Source organism: Streptomyces sp. GbtcB7 (assembly GCF_019091445.1).
GTDB classification, from domain to species: Bacteria; Actinomycetota; Actinomycetes; order Streptomycetales; family Streptomycetaceae; genus Streptomyces; species Streptomyces mirabilis.
Genome location: NZ_JAGXJM010000012.1, coordinates 1 through 16047 on the forward strand (window position 1 = coordinate 1; position 16047 = coordinate 16047).

Genomic DNA, 16047 nt, shown 5'->3' on the forward strand with positions numbered 1-16047 from the left:
GGGGGAGGGGGGGCGGGAGGAGAGGCGCGCCGCCCCCCGCCGCGCGGGGGGGGGGGCGCGGCGGGCCCCCCCCCCCCCAGACCTGACGGCCCCCCGAGCCCCCCGGGACGGACGCGAGGCCCGCCCCGGGGGCCTGAGAGGCGACGATTGCCTCGCTCACGGCGCTACTTCACCGCGACCTGGGAGATGTCCAGCACGCCGGTCCAGTCGCTGATCACGATGTTCTTGACCGCGCTGCCGTACAGGCGCTTGTAGACGGGGTGGAACAGCGGCACGGTCAGGGCCTGCTCGCCGATCTTCTTGTCCAGTGCGCCCCAGCGCTTGGCGGCCTCGTCAAGATTCGTCAACTTGTTGATCGCGTCGATCTCGTCGTTGACGGACTTGTCATTGAGGAAGCCGGTGTTGAAGTTGGCGCCGTTCTTGACGATCTGGCGGCCGTCGAAGATCGGGGCCAGGAAGGGACCGCCGGAGGGCCAGTCGGCACCCCAGTGGGCGAGGAAGAAGCCCGGCTCGCTCTTGACGCTGTGGATCTTGTCCTTGTAGTCGTTGACCTCCAGGCCCTGGAGCTTGACCGTGATCCCGGCCTTCTTCAGGGCGTCCTGGAGGGCGGTCGCGATCTCCGGGCTGGTCTCGAAGTCCTTGTCGTTGGAGTGCGTGAGGGTGACGGTGATCCCGTTCGGGTGACCGGCCTCCTTCAGCAGTTCCTTGGCCTTGGCCGGGTTGCCCGACGCGCCCGCCGGGAAGTGGTCGTAGGGCGTGTAGCCGAAGGACTTCTGGTTCGGCAGGTAGGTGGTCGCGGCCTCGGCCAGCGACGAACCACCCGCCGCGTTGATCACCGACGAACGGTCGACGGCGTAGGCGATCGCCTGCCGCACCTTCGGGTCGTCGAACGGCTTCACCTTCGGGTTGAAGGCGATGTAGTTGGTGTAGCCGAAGTGCCCGGTGCCGACGCGTGCCGCCAGCGCCTTGTCACCCGTCACCTTGGCGAGCTCGGCCGGGCCGAGGTTGGTGTCCGTGGTGACGGCGGCGGCATCCGCGCCCTGGGACGCGGACAGCCGCTGGTTGATCACGGAGGAGTCCAGGCCCGACCGTACGTCGATCTTGTCCGGGTAGGCCTTGCGCTCGGCGTCGGTCGCGGCGGACCAGTACGTATTGCGTTCCAGGGTGATCCGCTCGCCGTCGTTCTCGTTCTTGACGACCTTGTACGGACCGGAGGAGATCGGGTGCTCCTCGTACTTCGTGCCGTTGTCCTTGGCCTTCGGGACGGGCGTGAACTGGGTCTGCGTGGCGAGGTAGGGGAACTCGCCCTCGGGCTTGTTCAGGTGGAAGACGATGGTCAGGTCGTCCGGGGTCTCGATCGAGGCGAGGCCCTTCTTGTCCTTGTACGGCCCCTGGTAGTCGGCTCCGCCGATGAGCCAGTCCCGCAGGTAGGGCGCGCCGCCGGAGAGCTCGGCCGCGAAGGAACGCTCGATGCCGTACTTGATGTCGGCGGAGGTGATCGGCGTACTGTCCTCGTACTTGAGGCCCTTCTTCAGGGTGTACGTCCACACGGTCGCGTTCTCGCTCGGGCGGCCGGTGTCGGTGGCGAGGTCGGGGACGACCTTGGCGCCGGCGGCACCGCTCTCGCGGTTGCGCGTGGTCAGCGTACGGAAGACGAGGGAGGGGACGTTGCCGCCGCCGGAGGTGTAGAGGCGCGCCGGGTCGAAGTCCTCCTGCGGGTTGGAGTTGAGGACGGTGAGCGTGCCTCCCTTCTGCGGCTTGGAGTCGCCACCGGCGCCCTTGGCATCGTTGTCCTTCGGCCCGCAGGCGGCCGCGCCCGCTGCCACGACCAGGGTGACGGATGCCGCGGCCACGCGGCGGGCTATGACGGACGGTTGACGCATCGGAAGACGACCTCTCGAATGATGAGACAGATTGACGAGGAGTGAGACGGAAGTGAACGGACGTCTGCCCCGGCGTCAGGTCGTCAAAAAAGGTCGCGAAGTCGGAAAACCAGGGACCGATAAGGTCACACACGGTCACGACGGAAGCGGAAGTACGACGCACACGCCAAGGGCGGGCGTCAGCGACAGTGGATGTCTGCGACGCAGAGCGCGGTCACGCCAATCAGCGCCAGCTCGATGGCGGCGCGACGGACGGCATGACTAGACCACATGCGCAAAAATATGAACGAACTTTCGGAGCATGTCAACGTGGCCCCAGTGGCCCCCCGCGAACCCTCCGTCAACTCCCCGGATAGGGCCAGGGGTTGGCCCGACAGTGGATTCCGTCATGGTCGAGGAACTTGGTCTGCTGCTGCATGACGGGCGCGAGCTCGCCGTCCTTTTCGCAGGTGACATGGCCGTATCCGAGGCGGTGGCCGACCTCGTGGTTGATGAGCATCTGCCGGTACGGGTGAATCGCGTCACCGTAGGTCTTGGAGCCCTGCGCCCAGCGGTACGCGTTGATCATCACGCGCTCGGTGGAGGCCGAGTCGCACGACACGTTGTCCTCGGTCGTGTCCAGCCCGGACTTGGCGCACCACTCGGCGGTGGTGCCGGGGCTGGCCAGCGTGATCACGAAGTCAGGCTCGCCTGAGGAGATCCGCTCGAAGGTACGGGCGCCGTTGTGGGCCCAACTCCGTTTGTCGTTCAGCGTCTTCTGGACGGCCTGCGCGAAGAGGGCGGCGTCGAGGCCGAGGCCCTTCTCCACGTCCACCCGGTATGTGTACTTCTGACCCTTTCCAGGTGCCTTGTCGAACCCGGGGACGGCGTCGAACTTCCCCGAGGCCTTGAGGGTGGCACTGAGCGCGTACCTCACACCCATCTTCTGGTCGTACGTCAGCGGAGTCGCGCTCGGCGCCACGGACGGGGTCGACCCGGTGCCCCCGGGCGAGGCGGACGCGCGGGCGTCCAGTCCGCCACCGGCGGCGGCCTGCGTCTGCGCGGTGGCGTCGTGCCGCCCGGCGGCCACCTGCCCGGCCACCACTACGGCGAGCACGGTGGTGACGGCGGCCGCGGCGATTCCGGTGAACGCCCGCCCCTTGGCGCCCTTGCCCTTCCCCGCCTCCTCGGTCCCCGACTCGTCGGTCCCCGGCTCCTCGCCGCTGCCCTCGCTCTCGTCGAAGGCGTCGACGTAGGCCTGCCGGAGCCCCGGGTCGGGCCCGAGCCCGGCGTCGGCCTCCTGCCGCTGCCGGGGGATGCGCGGTCCGGGTGCCCCCTGGGGCATGCCTTGCGGCGCCCCCTGCGGCATGGCCTGCGGCCCGCCGTCCGTGGCCCCCGCCGTCCGCGGGCCACCCCTGAACGCGCCCCAGCCACCGCCGGGTTCACGCTGCTCGGGGTGTCCCGCACGCGCCTGGGGCACACCACGCGCGGGGGTGCCGTCCGGCGACCGGGGCACCTCACGAGCGGGCGCAGCGCCGGTCATACGGGGGATGCCGTGCGCGGGCGTCCCATCGGCGAACCGCGGAACACCGTGGACCGGCGTGCCGTCGGGAAGGCGCGGGAAACCATGCGCCGGAGTCCCGTCCGCGTAGCGCGGCGCACCCTGCGCTGGCGTGCCATCGGGAAGACGCGGGAAACCGTGCGCCGGAGTCCCGTCCGGATAACGCGGCACACCGTGGGCCGGAGTCCCGTCCTGAAGACGCGGAACACCCTGCACCGGAGCCCCGCTCGCCATCCGCGGGAAGCCATGCGCCGGTGTGCCGTCGGGAAGACGCGGGAAGCCATGCGCGGGAGTCCCGTCCGGATAACGCGGCACGCCATGCGCAGGCGTGCCGTCCTGGGGGCGGGGAGTTCCGGGGAGCGGAGTGCCGGTCGGCGTGGGGCGTCGAGGTCCCGGTGGTTGTGGGCCCAGCGGGCCGCGCGTGGCCCCCTGCGGCGAGGTCGCCGCAGGGCCCGTACCCGGCGCCACCCCTTGAGCCGCGCGCGGTGCGGCACCGGGTGCCGGAACCCTCGGCAGCTCCCCCGTGTCGCTCTTACCGGCCCGCCCCCGGCGACTGTGACGTCCCACGCCCCGCCTCAGCTCCCCGCGTCCGCGCCGGCCGGGGAGGTCAACTCGCCCGTTTCCGCGAGGAGTTCGCGGAACGCCGAGGCCACCGTCTCCGGGTACTCCATCATCGCGACATGCCCCGCGTCCGGCAGCGACAGCAGCCGGGAGTCGCGGAAGGCGCGCGCCGCGCGCCGGGCCATGCGGTAGGCGACGAGTTGGTCACGGCCGCCGTAGACGAGCAGCGTCGGCGCGAGCACCCGCTCGGCCTGGCGCCACAGCCCGTGCTGGCCGCCCAGCGTGTAGGCGTTCACGAGGCCGCGCGACGAACGCGCCATGGCGTCCCAGAAGTAGGGCAGCGCGAGCCGCCGCTCCATCTCCTCGACCGCGTCGCGGAACCCCTCGGGCGTCACCATGCCGGGATCGCCGTAACAGAGCGCCATGACCCCGCGGACGCGCTGCTCGGCACTCCAGTCCTTGGTGAGCCGGGTGAACAGCCGCGCCACACCCGGCACCGAGAGCAGCGCGGTCGGCCACGCGGTGCGCTGCGCGCGGATCTCGGGGAGCGCGGGCGAGATCAGGGTGAGCGTCTCGACCAGGTCGGGCCGTACGGCGGCGACGCGCGTCGCGACCGCTCCGCCGAGCGAGTTCCCGAAGAGGTGCACGGGGCCGCGCTCGGCCGCGTCGAGATAACGGATGACCGCGCGCGCGTGCCCGGTCACCGAGTAGTTGCCGTCGTCGGGCGGCGGCGAGTCCCCGAAGCCGGGCAGATCGAGCGCCTCGCTGTCCACGAGCCCGTCGAGCAGCGGCATCAGCGCCGACCAGTTCTGCGACGAACCGCCCAGCCCATGGACGTACAGGGCGGGCGGCAGTCCCTCGCGCGCGGGCGGTCTCGAACGCACGGTCAGGGTGATCCCGGGCAGCCCGACCGATCGCAGACGCTCCCCCTCCGCGACCCGGACGGTCCCGACCCTCGGCGTGACGGTGGTGGCCAGCGCGGCGGGCAGCTCGGTCGAAGACATGCGGCAATGTTACGAGACGATCACGCAGTGGTTCATGTGTTCGCTGTCACAGATCGTGCGCGGATCGTCTAGCGCCTCGATCGGGTGTCTCCTAGGCTTCGATCGAGGGCACTCGTACGTACACCAGGATCCGTACCCAGGGATCCGTACATCAGGAGCGCACTCGCACCGCTCGGGAAGAGGAATCATGACAGTCGACCCGACAGACCCCGAGACCTTCAACGACCGGTTCCGGGAGATCCTTGACCCGGAAGCCCCGGAGGCGGACCTCGCCGAGCAGCTCAGCGAACTGGATCCGGTGGACGACATCGACCCCGAACCCCCCGGTGACCCCCTCAACGCCAACGAGGCCGACCTCGCCGAGCAGGCCAGGGTCGTCCGACTCAACGAGGACGACTACAGGGGATGACCCCATGTGACCGGACCCCGCCGACCAGCGGCATCCGGCGAGACGTCACGCCCTTCTCACCCCGTTCGTCACCCTCTGTGTCGTTATCGCACGCGTCCGGTCCGTGAAATTCTGCGCTCGCACCGCGCACAGTGGGGTTACCGAAAAGTACGATGGCGGCGCGGCGCACACCGCATGTGGACAATTTTGGGAGGCGGCGTGACAGCCATCGAGCAGACAGAGGCGGCACGCCCGCGGGGCACTCGCCTGCCGCGCCGTGCCCGACGCAACCAGCTCCTCGGCGCCGCCCAGGAAGTATTCGTTGCGCAGGGGTATCACTCGGCCGCCATGGACGACATCGCCGAGCGCGCGGGCGTCAGCAAGCCGGTTCTCTACCAGCACTTCCCGGGCAAGCTCGACCTGTACCTCGCGCTGCTGGACCAGCACTGCGAGTCCCTGCTGCATGCGGTACGGACGGCGCTCGCGTCCACCACGGACAACTCGCTGCGCGTCCGCGCCACGATGGACGCCTACTTCGCGTACGTCGAGGACGACGGCGGCGCCTTCCGGCTCGTCTTCGAGTCCGACCTGACGAACGAGCCCGCGGTCCGCGAGCGCGTCGACAAGGTCACGCACGAGTGCGCGGAGGCGATCTGCGAGGTCATCGCGGAGGACACCGGTCTCTCGCGCGCCGAGTCGATGCTCCTCGCCTCGGGCCTGGGCGGCCTCGCACAGGTGGTGGCCCGCTCCTGGCTGCACAGCGACCGCAGCGTCCCGCGCGACCAGGCGGTGCAGCTGCTGACGTCACTGGCCTGGCGCGGTATCGCGGGTTTCCCGCTGCACGGCACCGATCACCACTGACTCACGCCCGACGACTCACGCTCGACCGCCCCGACCGTCTCTTTGTTCCCGTCCGCTGTTCGCTCTTGGCGTTCTCGGCCGGAACGTGCACGTCCCCTCACCGGGCTAATGTGTGCAGCGTACGGCGCGGAGAGACGCGCACATGACTGACCGTCGGAGGGACAAAGCCGTGGAGGTCAAGATCGGCGTGCAGCACGCGCCCCGCGAGATCGTTCTGGAGAGCGGTCAGACCCCGGAGGAGGTCGAGCGCGCGGTGTCCGAGGCGCTGTCCGGCAAGTCGCAGCTGCTGAGCCTCGTGGACGACCACGGCCGCAAGGTCCTGGTTCCGGCCGACCGCCTCGCGTACGTGGAGCTCGGCGAGCCCACGCAGCGCAAGGTGGGATTCAGCGCGCTGTAGTTCAGGCGAGCAAAAGGGGCCCGGTGACGCTGTCGCCGGGCCCCTTCGCGTGCACGGAACCGGATCCTCCGCGCGCGTCGTGTCGGGCCCGTACCCGTGCTCTCACCACCACGGATGGAGCACAGAACATCCACAGGGGAGGATTGCGTTCCGCACCTCGGGGGTAAACCCGCTACGACCGATTTGCACGGGCCGTGCGGGAGGGACCCCCACCATGTTCTTGGAAGCGCTCGGCGCCGCGATGCTCGGTCTCGCGCTGGCATGGGGGGCGGCGTACCGACTGCCGCACCGTCTTCCGAGCCGCGGCCTGGTCCTGTCGACCGGTGTCGCCGGAGCCCTGTTCGGGGCCTTCCTGACGCACACGGCGCTGGGCTCCGGCCACTTCCTGGTCATCCTCGCCGGCGCCGTGATCGTCTCCGCCGCGCTGCTGTCGCTTCTGCTGCGCCCCGCGGAAAGATTTCGCCGCCGCTCGGCGACGGCGTGACCGAAGCGGGCGACGGCGAAACTCCTGAGGCCGACAAGCCCCAAGGAAACCGAGGGAACCAAGGGAACCGAGGGAACCGGGTCTAGGCCGCCAGGCCCAGTGCCGCCATCCGCTTGGTGTGGGCCTCGGTGATCCTCGAGAACATCCGGCCGACCTCCGCGAGGTCGAACCCGTCCGCCACACCGCCCACGAGCATCGTCGACAGCGCGTCACGGTCCGCGACGACCCGCTGCGACTGCGACAGCGCCTCGCCCATCAGCCGCCGCGCCCACAGCGCGAGCCGGCCGCCCACGCGCGGGTCCGCGTCGATGGCGGCGCGCACCTTCTCGACGGCGAAGCTCGCGTGCCCGGTGTCGTCGAGGACACTGAGCACGAGCCCACGCGTGTCGGCGTCGAGGCGGGCGGCGACCTCACGGTAGAAGTCGCTGGCGATCGAGTCGCCGACGAACGCCTTGACGAGGCCCTCCAGCCAGTCCGAGGGAGCCGTCTGCCGGTGGAAGCCGTCGAGCGCGGCGACGAACGGTTCCATCGCCTCGGTCGGCTCCGCGCCGACCGCGGCGAGCCGGTCCCGCAGCCGCTCGAAGTGGTGGAACTCGGCCGACGCCATCTTCGCCAGCTCGGCCTTGTCACTGAGCGTCGGGGCCAGCTTGGCGTCCTCCGCGAGCCGCTCGAACGCCGCCAACTCGCCGTACGCGAGCGCTCCGAGCAGGTCCACGACCGCGGCGCGGTACTGGGGGTCGGCGGCGGCCGTGTCCCAGTTCTGCGCGGCGACTCCGGTGGCCGTGGGGGTGGTCTTGTCGGTGGCCTCGGCGGACGGGTCAGCGGCGTTGTCAGGCGTCGTCATGAAGCGCACAATAGCCCGCTCAACGCAACAGGGAAGTCCCTGGTCAATCAGTGTGACGACGACTACGTGACCAAATCGGCCATCGCGTATGCGCGATTCCGGGGTATGGTGGTAATGCGCCCGGCGAGTATTCGACGGGCCGCACGAATGAGGATGCCCGGTCGGTGGCCCGATCGGCTCCGACCCGACAGCCCTCCTCGTCCGTACGGCACATTGCGTACGACATCCGGAGGGAACCCTCAGCGGTACGAGAGCTCGAGCGTCGGCAGTGGTCCCATGCCACTCGGCCAGCCCGTCAAGAGCGGCCGACGTCCCCGGCACGGTCCCCGACACGACCCCCGCGCTCGCCTCGCACCGCGTACACAGAAGAGGCAGCACCCTGACTACGACTTTCCGAGAGCTCGGAATCCTTCCCGAGACGGCCGAAGCCCTTGAAGCCGTCGGCATCGTCACCCCCTTCCCCATCCAGGAAATGACGCTCCCCGTAGCCCTTTCGGGCTCCGACGTCATCGGCCAGGCCAAGACCGGCACCGGCAAGACGCTGGGCTTCGGCCTCCCGCTCCTCGAGCGTGTCACCGTCCCCGCGGACGTCGAGGCGGGCCGGGCCCAGCCCGAGCAGCTCACCGACGCCCCGCAGGCCCTCGTCGTCGTCCCGACGCGCGAGCTGTGCACCCAGGTGACCAACGACCTGCTGACCGCCGGCAAGGTCCGCAACGTACGCGTTCTCGCCATCTACGGCGGCCGGGCGTACGAGCCGCAGGTCGAGGCCCTCAAGAAGGGCGTCGACGTCATCGTCGGCACCCCGGGCCGACTGCTGGACCTCGCGGGCCAGAAGAAGCTCAACCTCAAGCACATCAAGGCGCTCGTCCTCGACGAGGCCGACGAGATGCTCGACCTGGGCTTCCTGCCCGACGTCGAGAAGATCATGAACATGCTGCCGGCCCGCCGTCAGACCATGCTGTTCTCGGCGACCATGCCGGGTGCGGTCATCGGTCTCGCGCGCCGCTACATGTCGCAGCCCACGCACATCCGCGCCACGGCGCCGGACGACGAGGGCGCGACGGTCCGCAACACCGCGCAGTTCATCTACCGCGCGCACAACATGGACAAGCCCGAGCTGGTCGCACGCATACTGCAGGCCGACGGCCGCGGGCTCGCGATGGTGTTCTGCCGCACCAAGCGGACGGCGGCGGACCTCGCCGACCAGCTCCAGCAGCGTGGCTTCGCGTCCGGCGCGGTCCACGGCGACCTCGGCCAGGGCGCCCGCGAGCAGGCACTGCGCGCGTTCCGCAACGGCAAGGTCGACGTCCTCGTCTGCACCGACGTCGCCGCCCGCGGCATCGACGTCGAGGGTGTCACCCACGTCATCAACTACCAGTCCCCCGAGGACGAGAAGACGTACCTGCACCGCATCGGCCGTACGGGTCGCGCGGGCGCCAAGGGCATCGCGATCACCCTCGTCGACTGGGACGACATCCCGCGCTGGCAGCTCATCAACAAGGCGCTGGACCTCGGCTTCGGCAACCCGCCGGAGACGTACTCCACGTCCCCGCACCTCTTCGAGGAACTGAACATCCCGGCCGGCACCAAGGGTGTCCTGCCGCGTTCCGAGCGCACCCGCGCCGGCCTCGCGGCCGAAGAGGTCGAGGACCTCGGCGAGACCGGCGGGCGTGGCGGTCCGCGCGGCGGCCGCGGTGGCCGTTCGTCGGCGCCGGCGCCCGTGGAGCGCGAGCGTGAGCGCCAGGCGCGCACGCCCCGCCGTCGTCGCCGTACGCGCAACGGTGCCGCGCTGGAGGAGACGTCCACGACGCCGACTCCGGAGGCGACCACCGAGCCCGCCGCCGCGGAGTCCACCGAGCCCCGCTCCCCGCGCCGCCGTCGCCGTACGCGCACCGGGGGTACGGCGGAGACGGTGGCGGCTGCCGCCACGGTCTCCGAGCCGTCGGTGAGCGAGGCCCCGCAGGCCGCGGAGACCGCGGTCGACACGGCCGAGGGCGTGGTCGAGGCCACGCCGGAGGACGCGGTCGCGAAGCCGCGTCGCCGTCGGACCCGTAAGACGGCGGAGGCCGCTCCCGCCCCGGTCGAGACCGTGGCCGTCGTCGCGGAATCCGCGCCGGTCGTGGAAGCCGTCACCGAGGCCGTCGTCGAGGCCGTCGCGGAGGCTCCGGCCAAGCCGGTTCGTCGCCGTACCCGCAAGGCCGCCGAGGCCGTCGTCGACACGGCCGAGGGTGTGGTCGAGGCCGCGCCGGAGGCCCCCGCCACCAAGCCGCGGCGTACGCGGGCCAAGGCCGCGGCCGAGGCGTCCGCCGAAGCGGCCGTGGACAGCGCCGAAGCCGCTGCCAAGCCCGTCCGTCGCCGCACTCGCAAGGCCGTCGCGGAGACCGTCGCGACTGTCGAGGCCGTCGCGCCCGTCGAGGCCGAGATTCCGGCGCAGACCGCCGCCGTCGCCGTCGAGGCCGTCGCGGAGGCTCCGGCCAAGCCGGTTCGTCGCCGTACCCGCAAGGTCGCGGAGGCCGCGGAGGTCGCGGTCGACACGGCGGAGGGTGTCGCCGAGGCGCCGGTCGCCAAGCCGCGGCGTACGCGCAAGGCGGCGGTGGCCGTGGTGGACGCGGTCGAGGCCGCGCCGGAGGCCCCCGCCACCAAGCCGCGGCGTACGCGGGCCAAGGCCACGGCCGAGGCGCCCGCCGAAGCGGCCGTGGACAGCGCCGAAGCCGCTGCCAAGCCCGTCCGTCGCCGGACCCGCAAGGCCGTCGCGGAGACCGTCGAGGCGGCGATTCCCGCTCAGTCGGCCGCCGTTGACGAGCCGGAGGCCAAGCCGCGTCGGCGTGCCCGCAAGGTCGTGGAGGCCGCGGTCGCCGCGGAGGCCGCGCCTGAGGCGGCAGCGCCGCGGCGGCGTACGCGCAAGGCGGCGGCTGCCGCGGAGCCCGCGGAGAGCTGATCCTCAGCCCGATGGCCCGGTCCCACGTGCAGTGGGGCCGGGCCATCGGCGTTCTCCGGACCCCCGGGTGGGTTCTTCGACTGCGGGCCGGTGGGGGCTGGGCGCGCAGTTCCCCGCGCTCCTGGGGCACGGGGCTGCGCCCCGGTGCCCCATCGGCCTGACGGCCTCGTCCTCACACGCCGGACGAGCTGGGGGCTTTTAGGGGCACGGGGAACTGCGCGCTCAGCCCCCACCGGCCGTCAGCCGGACAACTACGGGCGGGCGGGGAGCCGGGGGGCAGCCCCGCCCGATAGCCTCGGGGCATGAGCAGGCCCCCCTCCTTCGCGCCGCCCGCCGGTGTCCGTGCCTACCGTCTCCGCACCGCCCGCGGCGAGTTCGCCGCGCTCGACGCCGCGCCGCAGGCGCGGCTGCAGGGAACCGTGCTGCTGCTGCCGGGTTTCACCGGCAGCAAGGAAGACTTCATCGCGCTGCACGAGCCGCTCGCGGCGCGCGGGTACCGTACCGTCGCCGTGGACGGCCGCGGGCAGTACGAGAGCGACGGTCCCGAGCACGACGAATCGGCGTACGCGCAGGCCGAGTTGGCGAAGGACGTGCTCGCCCAGGCGGCAGCCGTCGGCACCCCCGTGCACCTCGTCGGCCACTCCCTCGGCGGACTGGTCGCCCGCGCCGCCGTCCTCCTCGACCCGACCCCCTTCGCCTCACTCACCCTCATGGCCTCGGGCCCCGCCCAGATCTCCACCTCCCAGCAACAGCGCGTCAAACTGCTCCGGGACGCCCTCGCCGTGATGGACATGGCCCAGGTGTGGGACGCCATCCAGGCGATGGAACCTCCGGAGGAGGTCGACACCGCCGATCTCGACGGTGGGCTGGACGACCGCGCGGACCTGCGGCGCCGCTGGCTGCTCACCCGACCGGCCCAGCTGATCGCGACCGGCCGTCAGCTGTGCACGGAGCCCGACCGCGTCGCCGAGCTGGCCGCCGTACACCTGCCCAAGCATGTGCTGTCGGGTGCGTTCGACGACACCTGGCCGGTGCCGCTCCTGGACGACATGGCCGTACGTCTCAAGGCCCGGCGCACGGTCGTACGAGGAGCCGAGCACTCCCCGAACACGGACCAGCCCGAGCGGACGGCCCTCGCCCTCGCCAAGTTCTGGGATCAGACGCAGGAGTGACCTGGGGGCGGGACCGGTAGACGCTAGAAGCTAGTACTGCGCCTGCAGGTGCTCCCAGAAGCCGTCCCGGAGCGCGCGGCGCAGGTCCGCCTGGCCCCGCAGGGAGTACTGCAGCAGCCCCTCGGCCTCGACCAGCAGATCCTGGTCGACCGAGCCGGGCAGGTAGGGGTGGCCGGGCAGCAGCTCCACCAGGGCCTCGCGCCCCCGCGCGGCCAGCCACTTCGCGGCGATCTGGGCGCCCACGAACCGCACGTCCTCGCGGGAGGGCCGGCTCGCCGCCGTCGGGTCGTAGGTCGCGGAGGTGCGCCGGGACACGTAGGGCTTGAAGAATTCGAGGTCGAACGTGCGCTGGCTGTCGACCTCCCACAGCAGCGGCTCGGCCTGGTTGCGACCCTCGGGCGCCTCGATGCCCCAGAGGTGGACCCGCGCCCCGTACCCCTGCGCCGCCTCGACCGCCGACACCAGGTCCTCGTCGCCGCCGAGCAGTGCGGCGTCGCTGATGGCGCGGTGCCGGGCGAGGGACTCCAGGTCGGAGCGGATGAGGGAATCGACGCCCTTTTGCTGGTTGTTGGCGTTGAGGTTGCCCAACCGGACCTTCACGTCCGGGAGTTCGGCGATCGACTGCTGTTCCGCGGTGTGGATACGGCGGCGTGCGCCGTCGTACCAGTAGACGCGCAGCAGCCTGCTGTCGGCGAAGATGGTGCGGGCCCTGTCGATGAGCGCGTCGATGAGACCTTCGGCGTCGAGGTCGAAGGCGCGGCGGTCCTCGGTCCCGGCGACGAGCCGCCCCGCGGCCGCGTACAGGTACCCGGCGTCGACGAAGATCGCATGGGTCGAGGGCGTCTTCGCCACCTCGGCGAGCATGCGCTGGAGCAGCTCGTTCGTGCGGTCGATGCGGGCGCCGAGCGCCGCGTGGTCGTCGTTCATCACCTCCATTGTCCCGGCGGTCACGCTGCGAACACAACCGGTCCCGTTCAGTCTCCTTCAGACTTCTTACCCGACAGTAATTAGGTTCTCGAAAAATTTCCTTAGCGTAGGGAATGTTTGTAACACGCACCCCGTTGAATACGAACGGAAGCGCGAGCACCGACGTCTCGCGCACCACACGCCAGTAGTTCTCCTCAGGAGGATGACCAGACGAAGGGAGAAGCCCATGCGCTTCGAAATCATGCGACTCGACGATGTCGACGGCACGCCCGTGGACACCACCGTTGTAGACGCCGCCTCCGTCAACCGGATCGTTCAGCAGGCCGCCGCCATCGGGCAGCGACTGTGGATCCGCCCGACCGAATCGTCCGCTTCATAACATTTCAGAGCAGTTCGAAGCATCACGGAGCAGTTCACCTCCGGGCGGACGCCTTCAGATTTCAAAGCCCCGTACGGCACGACGCCGTACGGGGCTTTGCGCGTTCTCACCGGCTCACGGTCAGCTCGCCCGGACCACCTGGGTGATCCCGTTGATGATCTGCTGCACGGCGATCGCGGACAGCATCATGCCCGCGAGCCGGGTCACCAGCACGACACCGCCGTCCTTGATGACGCGGATGATCAGCAGCGAGTAGCGCATGACCAGCCACAGGACGACGTGGATGGCGAGGATCGCGACCCACACGGACACCTGGGTGGCGACGGTGTCGGCCTTCTGGACCGCGAGGATCACCGACACGATCGCGCCGGGGCCCGCGAGCAGCGGCATGCCGAGCGGTACGAGGGCGACGTTGACGTCCTTGGTCTGCTTGGGCTCGTCGGTCTTGCCGGTCAGCAGGTCGAGGGCGATCAGCAGGAGCAGCAGCCCGCCCGCGATCATCAGCGCGGGCACGGACACATGCAGGTAGTCGAGGATCTGGTGGCCGAGGAGGCCGAAGACGGCGATCACGCCGCCGGCCACACAGACGGCCTGGAAGGCCATCCGCTTCTGCACCTTGGCGGGGCGTCCCGCGGTGAGCGCGAGGAAGATCGGGGTGATCCCCGGGGGATCCATGATGACGAAGAGAGTGAGGAACAGGGAGCCGAAGACGGCGACGTCGAACATGAGTGAGTGAGGCCTTGCGAAGGTGGGGAAATCGGCGCGGCGAGATCTGCCGCCACCGCTGGGGAAAGGCGTTCCGCCGGGCGGAACGGAGGCACACGACGGTCGGCGTCGGGTACGTTGCCGAGCGCTTTGGCAGGCGCTTTGGCAGGCGCTTCGTCAGGTGCCCTGTCGGGTGCCTTGTCGGTGCTTCGAGGAACCTGGGGCGCGAAGGCTGGTGTCAGACTCCGCCGGCGCCCGGCACGGGGAACGCCCCCGTCGCACGCCGGGTGATCTCGCCGTACACCTCGGGGTCGGTGGTGAACTCCCCGAGCACGCAGGTCTTGCGGCTGCCGTGGTAGTCGCTGGATCCGGTGGCGAGCAGCCCCAGGTCGGCGGCGAGGCCGCGCAGCCGGGCGCGGGTGGCCGGCTCGTGGTCCATGTGGTCCACCTCGATGCCGTCGAGCCCGGCGGCGGCCAAGTCGGCGATCGCGGACTCCGGCACGGTCCGGCCGCGCTTGGCGGCGGCCGGGTGCGCGAACACGGTCACGCCGCCCGCGGCCTTGACGAGGCGGATCGCCTCGAAGGGGTCGGTCTCGTGCTTGGGGACGTAGGCCCGCCCGCCGTCGGCCAGCCAGTCCTGCGTGAAGGCGTCGGAGACGCTGTCCACGACCCCCAGCTCGACCAGGGCGGAGGCGACGTGCGGTCGCCCGACGGATCCGTCGCCCGCGATGCGCGCGACCTGCTCCCAGGTGACCGGCACACCGAGCTCCTGGAGCTTGGCGACCATGGCCCGGGCGCGCGGCACGCGGTCGTCGCGCACCAGCTCGCGCTCGGCGAGCAGCCCGGGCTCCTCGGGGTCGAAGAGGTAGGCCAGCATGTGCATGCTGATGCCGTCGAGGCGGCAGGAGAGCTCGGCGCCCGTGACGAGGGTGAGCCCCTCGGGAAGCGCGGCCAGCGCCTCCGCGTACCCGCGGGTCGTGTCGTGATCGGTCAGCGCGACGACGTCGAGACCGGCGGCGCCGGCGTTGCGCACCAGCTCGGCGGGGGTGTCCGTACCGTCCGACGCGGTGGAGTGGGTGTGCAGATCGATGCGCACGACGCGGACTCCAGGCGATGACGGGGTAACAGGGGACGCTCAAGCATAACGGGAGTTCCGAGCGTCTTGTCACACCCGCAAGTACCGGGCGCCCCCTACAACCAACCTGCGCGTAGCGCCCCGCCAGGGGCGCGAGGAACCGCACGCTCAGCCCAGAACAACCCGCACGCACCCACCCGACCACCCAAGGCTCCGCGCACCACAGCGGAGCGCTACGGCTCCAGGATCCGTGGCGACAACGCCCCGCACGGCAACAGATCCACCTCCGCCCCCGCATCCCGCAGATCCGTCAGCACCAGCTCGTCGTACATCAGCAGCCCCGACTGCTCGGGCCACACCACCGCCCACACCCACAGCCCCAGCGCCTCGCCCGCGAAGACGGCACGGTCGTCGGGGCTGCCGGTCACATGCCAGAGCGGGGTCGGGCGGCCGGCCGCGAGGACCTTCGCCTGGGGTGGTTTCTCGACGTTCATGTACGGCCCGGGGTCGGGTCCGTCGATGCCCGCGTACCGCGCGCCGAGGCCGACGCCGAGCTCCTCGGCGACGAGGATCAGCTCCCCTATGCCGCCGAGCGGTCCGGGGCCCGAGCAGGCCACCGCCGTCGCGCGCCCTCCGCTGCGATCGTCACCGGCGAAGGCCGCGCCGGTGAACAGCCAGCCGACCGGCAGCGGCCACGGCATCCACACCGGCACCTGGGCACGGTGCACCACTACACCGAGGGCCTCGACGCTGGGCGGGATCACGGGCTGCAACGGATACACGGCCCCGTGCGCATCGCACTGCCAGGAGTCGGCAAAGAGGCCGGGAGCCCTGACCCGGCCACCACACTTCGGGCAACTGGGTTCGCCCCTCATAGGGCCCCACGGTC

16 protein-coding genes are annotated in these 16047 nt (G+C 71.0%); 7 read left to right on the plus strand and 9 right to left on the minus strand.

The features are described 5' to 3' along the window. Positions 1–164 precede the first annotated feature (164 nt). From KVT44_RS20410 to KVT44_RS20420, 4 genes are all read right to left on the minus strand, one after another. Positions 165–1883 (minus strand): ABC transporter substrate-binding protein, encoded by a 1719-nt coding sequence (locus KVT44_RS20410; protein ID WP_217568059.1) that lies wholly within the window; start codon positions 1881–1883, stop codon positions 165–167. 179 nt (positions 1884–2062) lie between these two features. Then, positions 2063–2155, minus strand: a complete 93-nt coding sequence (locus KVT44_RS61070) for an Ms4533A family Cys-rich leader peptide (protein ID WP_312639156.1) — start codon at positions 2153–2155, stop codon at positions 2063–2065. 68 nt (positions 2156–2223) lie between these two features. Further along, positions 2224–3657 (minus strand): DUF3152 domain-containing protein, encoded by a 1434-nt coding sequence (locus tag KVT44_RS20415; protein WP_217568060.1) that lies wholly within the window; start codon positions 3655–3657, stop codon positions 2224–2226. Between the two features lie 341 nt (positions 3658–3998). After that, the gene (locus tag KVT44_RS20420) at positions 3999–4988 is read right to left on the minus strand and encodes an alpha/beta fold hydrolase (protein ID WP_095852720.1); all 990 of its coding nucleotides are present in this window, start codon (positions 4986–4988) and stop codon (positions 3999–4001) included. A 187-nt stretch (positions 4989–5175) separates the two neighbouring features. Between KVT44_RS20420 and KVT44_RS20425 the strand changes: the two genes are divergently transcribed. From KVT44_RS20425 to KVT44_RS20440, 4 genes are all read left to right on the plus strand, one after another. Beyond that, entirely contained in the window at positions 5176–5397 is a 222-nt protein-coding gene (locus tag KVT44_RS20425) for a hypothetical protein (RefSeq protein ID WP_067368536.1), read from the plus strand. Between the two features lie 198 nt (positions 5398–5595). Further along, the gene (locus tag KVT44_RS20430; protein ID WP_054228200.1) at positions 5596–6237 is read left to right on the plus strand and encodes a TetR/AcrR family transcriptional regulator; all 642 of its coding nucleotides are present in this window, start codon (positions 5596–5598) and stop codon (positions 6235–6237) included. Positions 6238–6406: 169 nt separating this feature from the next. After that, the gene (locus KVT44_RS20435; protein WP_095852722.1) at positions 6407–6634 is read left to right on the plus strand and encodes a DUF3107 domain-containing protein; all 228 of its coding nucleotides are present in this window, start codon (positions 6407–6409) and stop codon (positions 6632–6634) included. A gap of 214 nt (positions 6635–6848) precedes the next feature. Then, entirely contained in the window at positions 6849–7118 is a 270-nt protein-coding gene (locus KVT44_RS20440) for a hypothetical protein (protein WP_054228201.1), read from the plus strand. 82 nt (positions 7119–7200) lie between these two features. On the opposite strand, the gene KVT44_RS20445 is transcribed toward KVT44_RS20440, so the two are convergent. Continuing rightward, positions 7201–7962, minus strand: coding sequence for a ferritin-like fold-containing protein (locus KVT44_RS20445; RefSeq protein ID WP_099925400.1), 762 nt, complete (start codon positions 7960–7962; stop codon positions 7201–7203). A gap of 472 nt (positions 7963–8434) precedes the next feature. Here KVT44_RS20445 and KVT44_RS20450 point away from each other — a divergent pair, with 472 nt between their 5' ends. Further along, positions 8435–10900: a DEAD/DEAH box helicase gene (locus KVT44_RS20450; RefSeq protein WP_217568061.1), complete on the plus strand. Its 2466-nt coding sequence runs from the start codon at positions 8435–8437 to the stop codon at positions 10898–10900. Positions 10901–11202: 302 nt separating this feature from the next. Next, complete coding sequence (locus tag KVT44_RS20455; RefSeq protein ID WP_217568062.1) at positions 11203–12072, plus strand: alpha/beta fold hydrolase; 870 nt, start codon at positions 11203–11205, stop codon at positions 12070–12072. A gap of 30 nt (positions 12073–12102) precedes the next feature. Here KVT44_RS20455 and KVT44_RS20460 read toward each other — a convergent pair whose 3' ends face one another. Beyond that, complete coding sequence (locus KVT44_RS20460) at positions 12103–13008, minus strand: NYN domain-containing protein (protein ID WP_177324096.1); 906 nt, start codon at positions 13006–13008, stop codon at positions 12103–12105. Between the two features lie 217 nt (positions 13009–13225). On the opposite strand from KVT44_RS20460, the gene KVT44_RS20465 reads away from it, so the two are divergent. Next, a complete protein-coding gene (locus tag KVT44_RS20465; RefSeq protein ID WP_097286158.1) occupies positions 13226–13378 on the plus strand; it encodes a hypothetical protein in 153 nt (50 codons plus the stop codon). A gap of 120 nt (positions 13379–13498) precedes the next feature. On the opposite strand, the gene KVT44_RS20470 is transcribed toward KVT44_RS20465, so the two are convergent. The 3 genes from KVT44_RS20470 to KVT44_RS20480 form a co-directional block, all read right to left on the minus strand. Beyond that, entirely contained in the window at positions 13499–14104 is a 606-nt protein-coding gene (locus tag KVT44_RS20470; RefSeq protein WP_217568063.1) for a MarC family protein, read from the minus strand. A 217-nt stretch (positions 14105–14321) separates the two neighbouring features. After that, positions 14322–15179 (minus strand): PHP domain-containing protein, encoded by an 858-nt coding sequence (locus KVT44_RS20475; protein ID WP_217568064.1) that lies wholly within the window; start codon positions 15177–15179, stop codon positions 14322–14324. Positions 15180–15391: 212 nt separating this feature from the next. After that, on the minus strand, positions 15392–16033 hold the full coding sequence (locus tag KVT44_RS20480; RefSeq protein ID WP_099920772.1) for a DUF6758 family protein: 642 nt from the start codon (positions 16031–16033) through the stop codon (positions 15392–15394). Positions 16034–16047 lie beyond the last annotated feature (14 nt).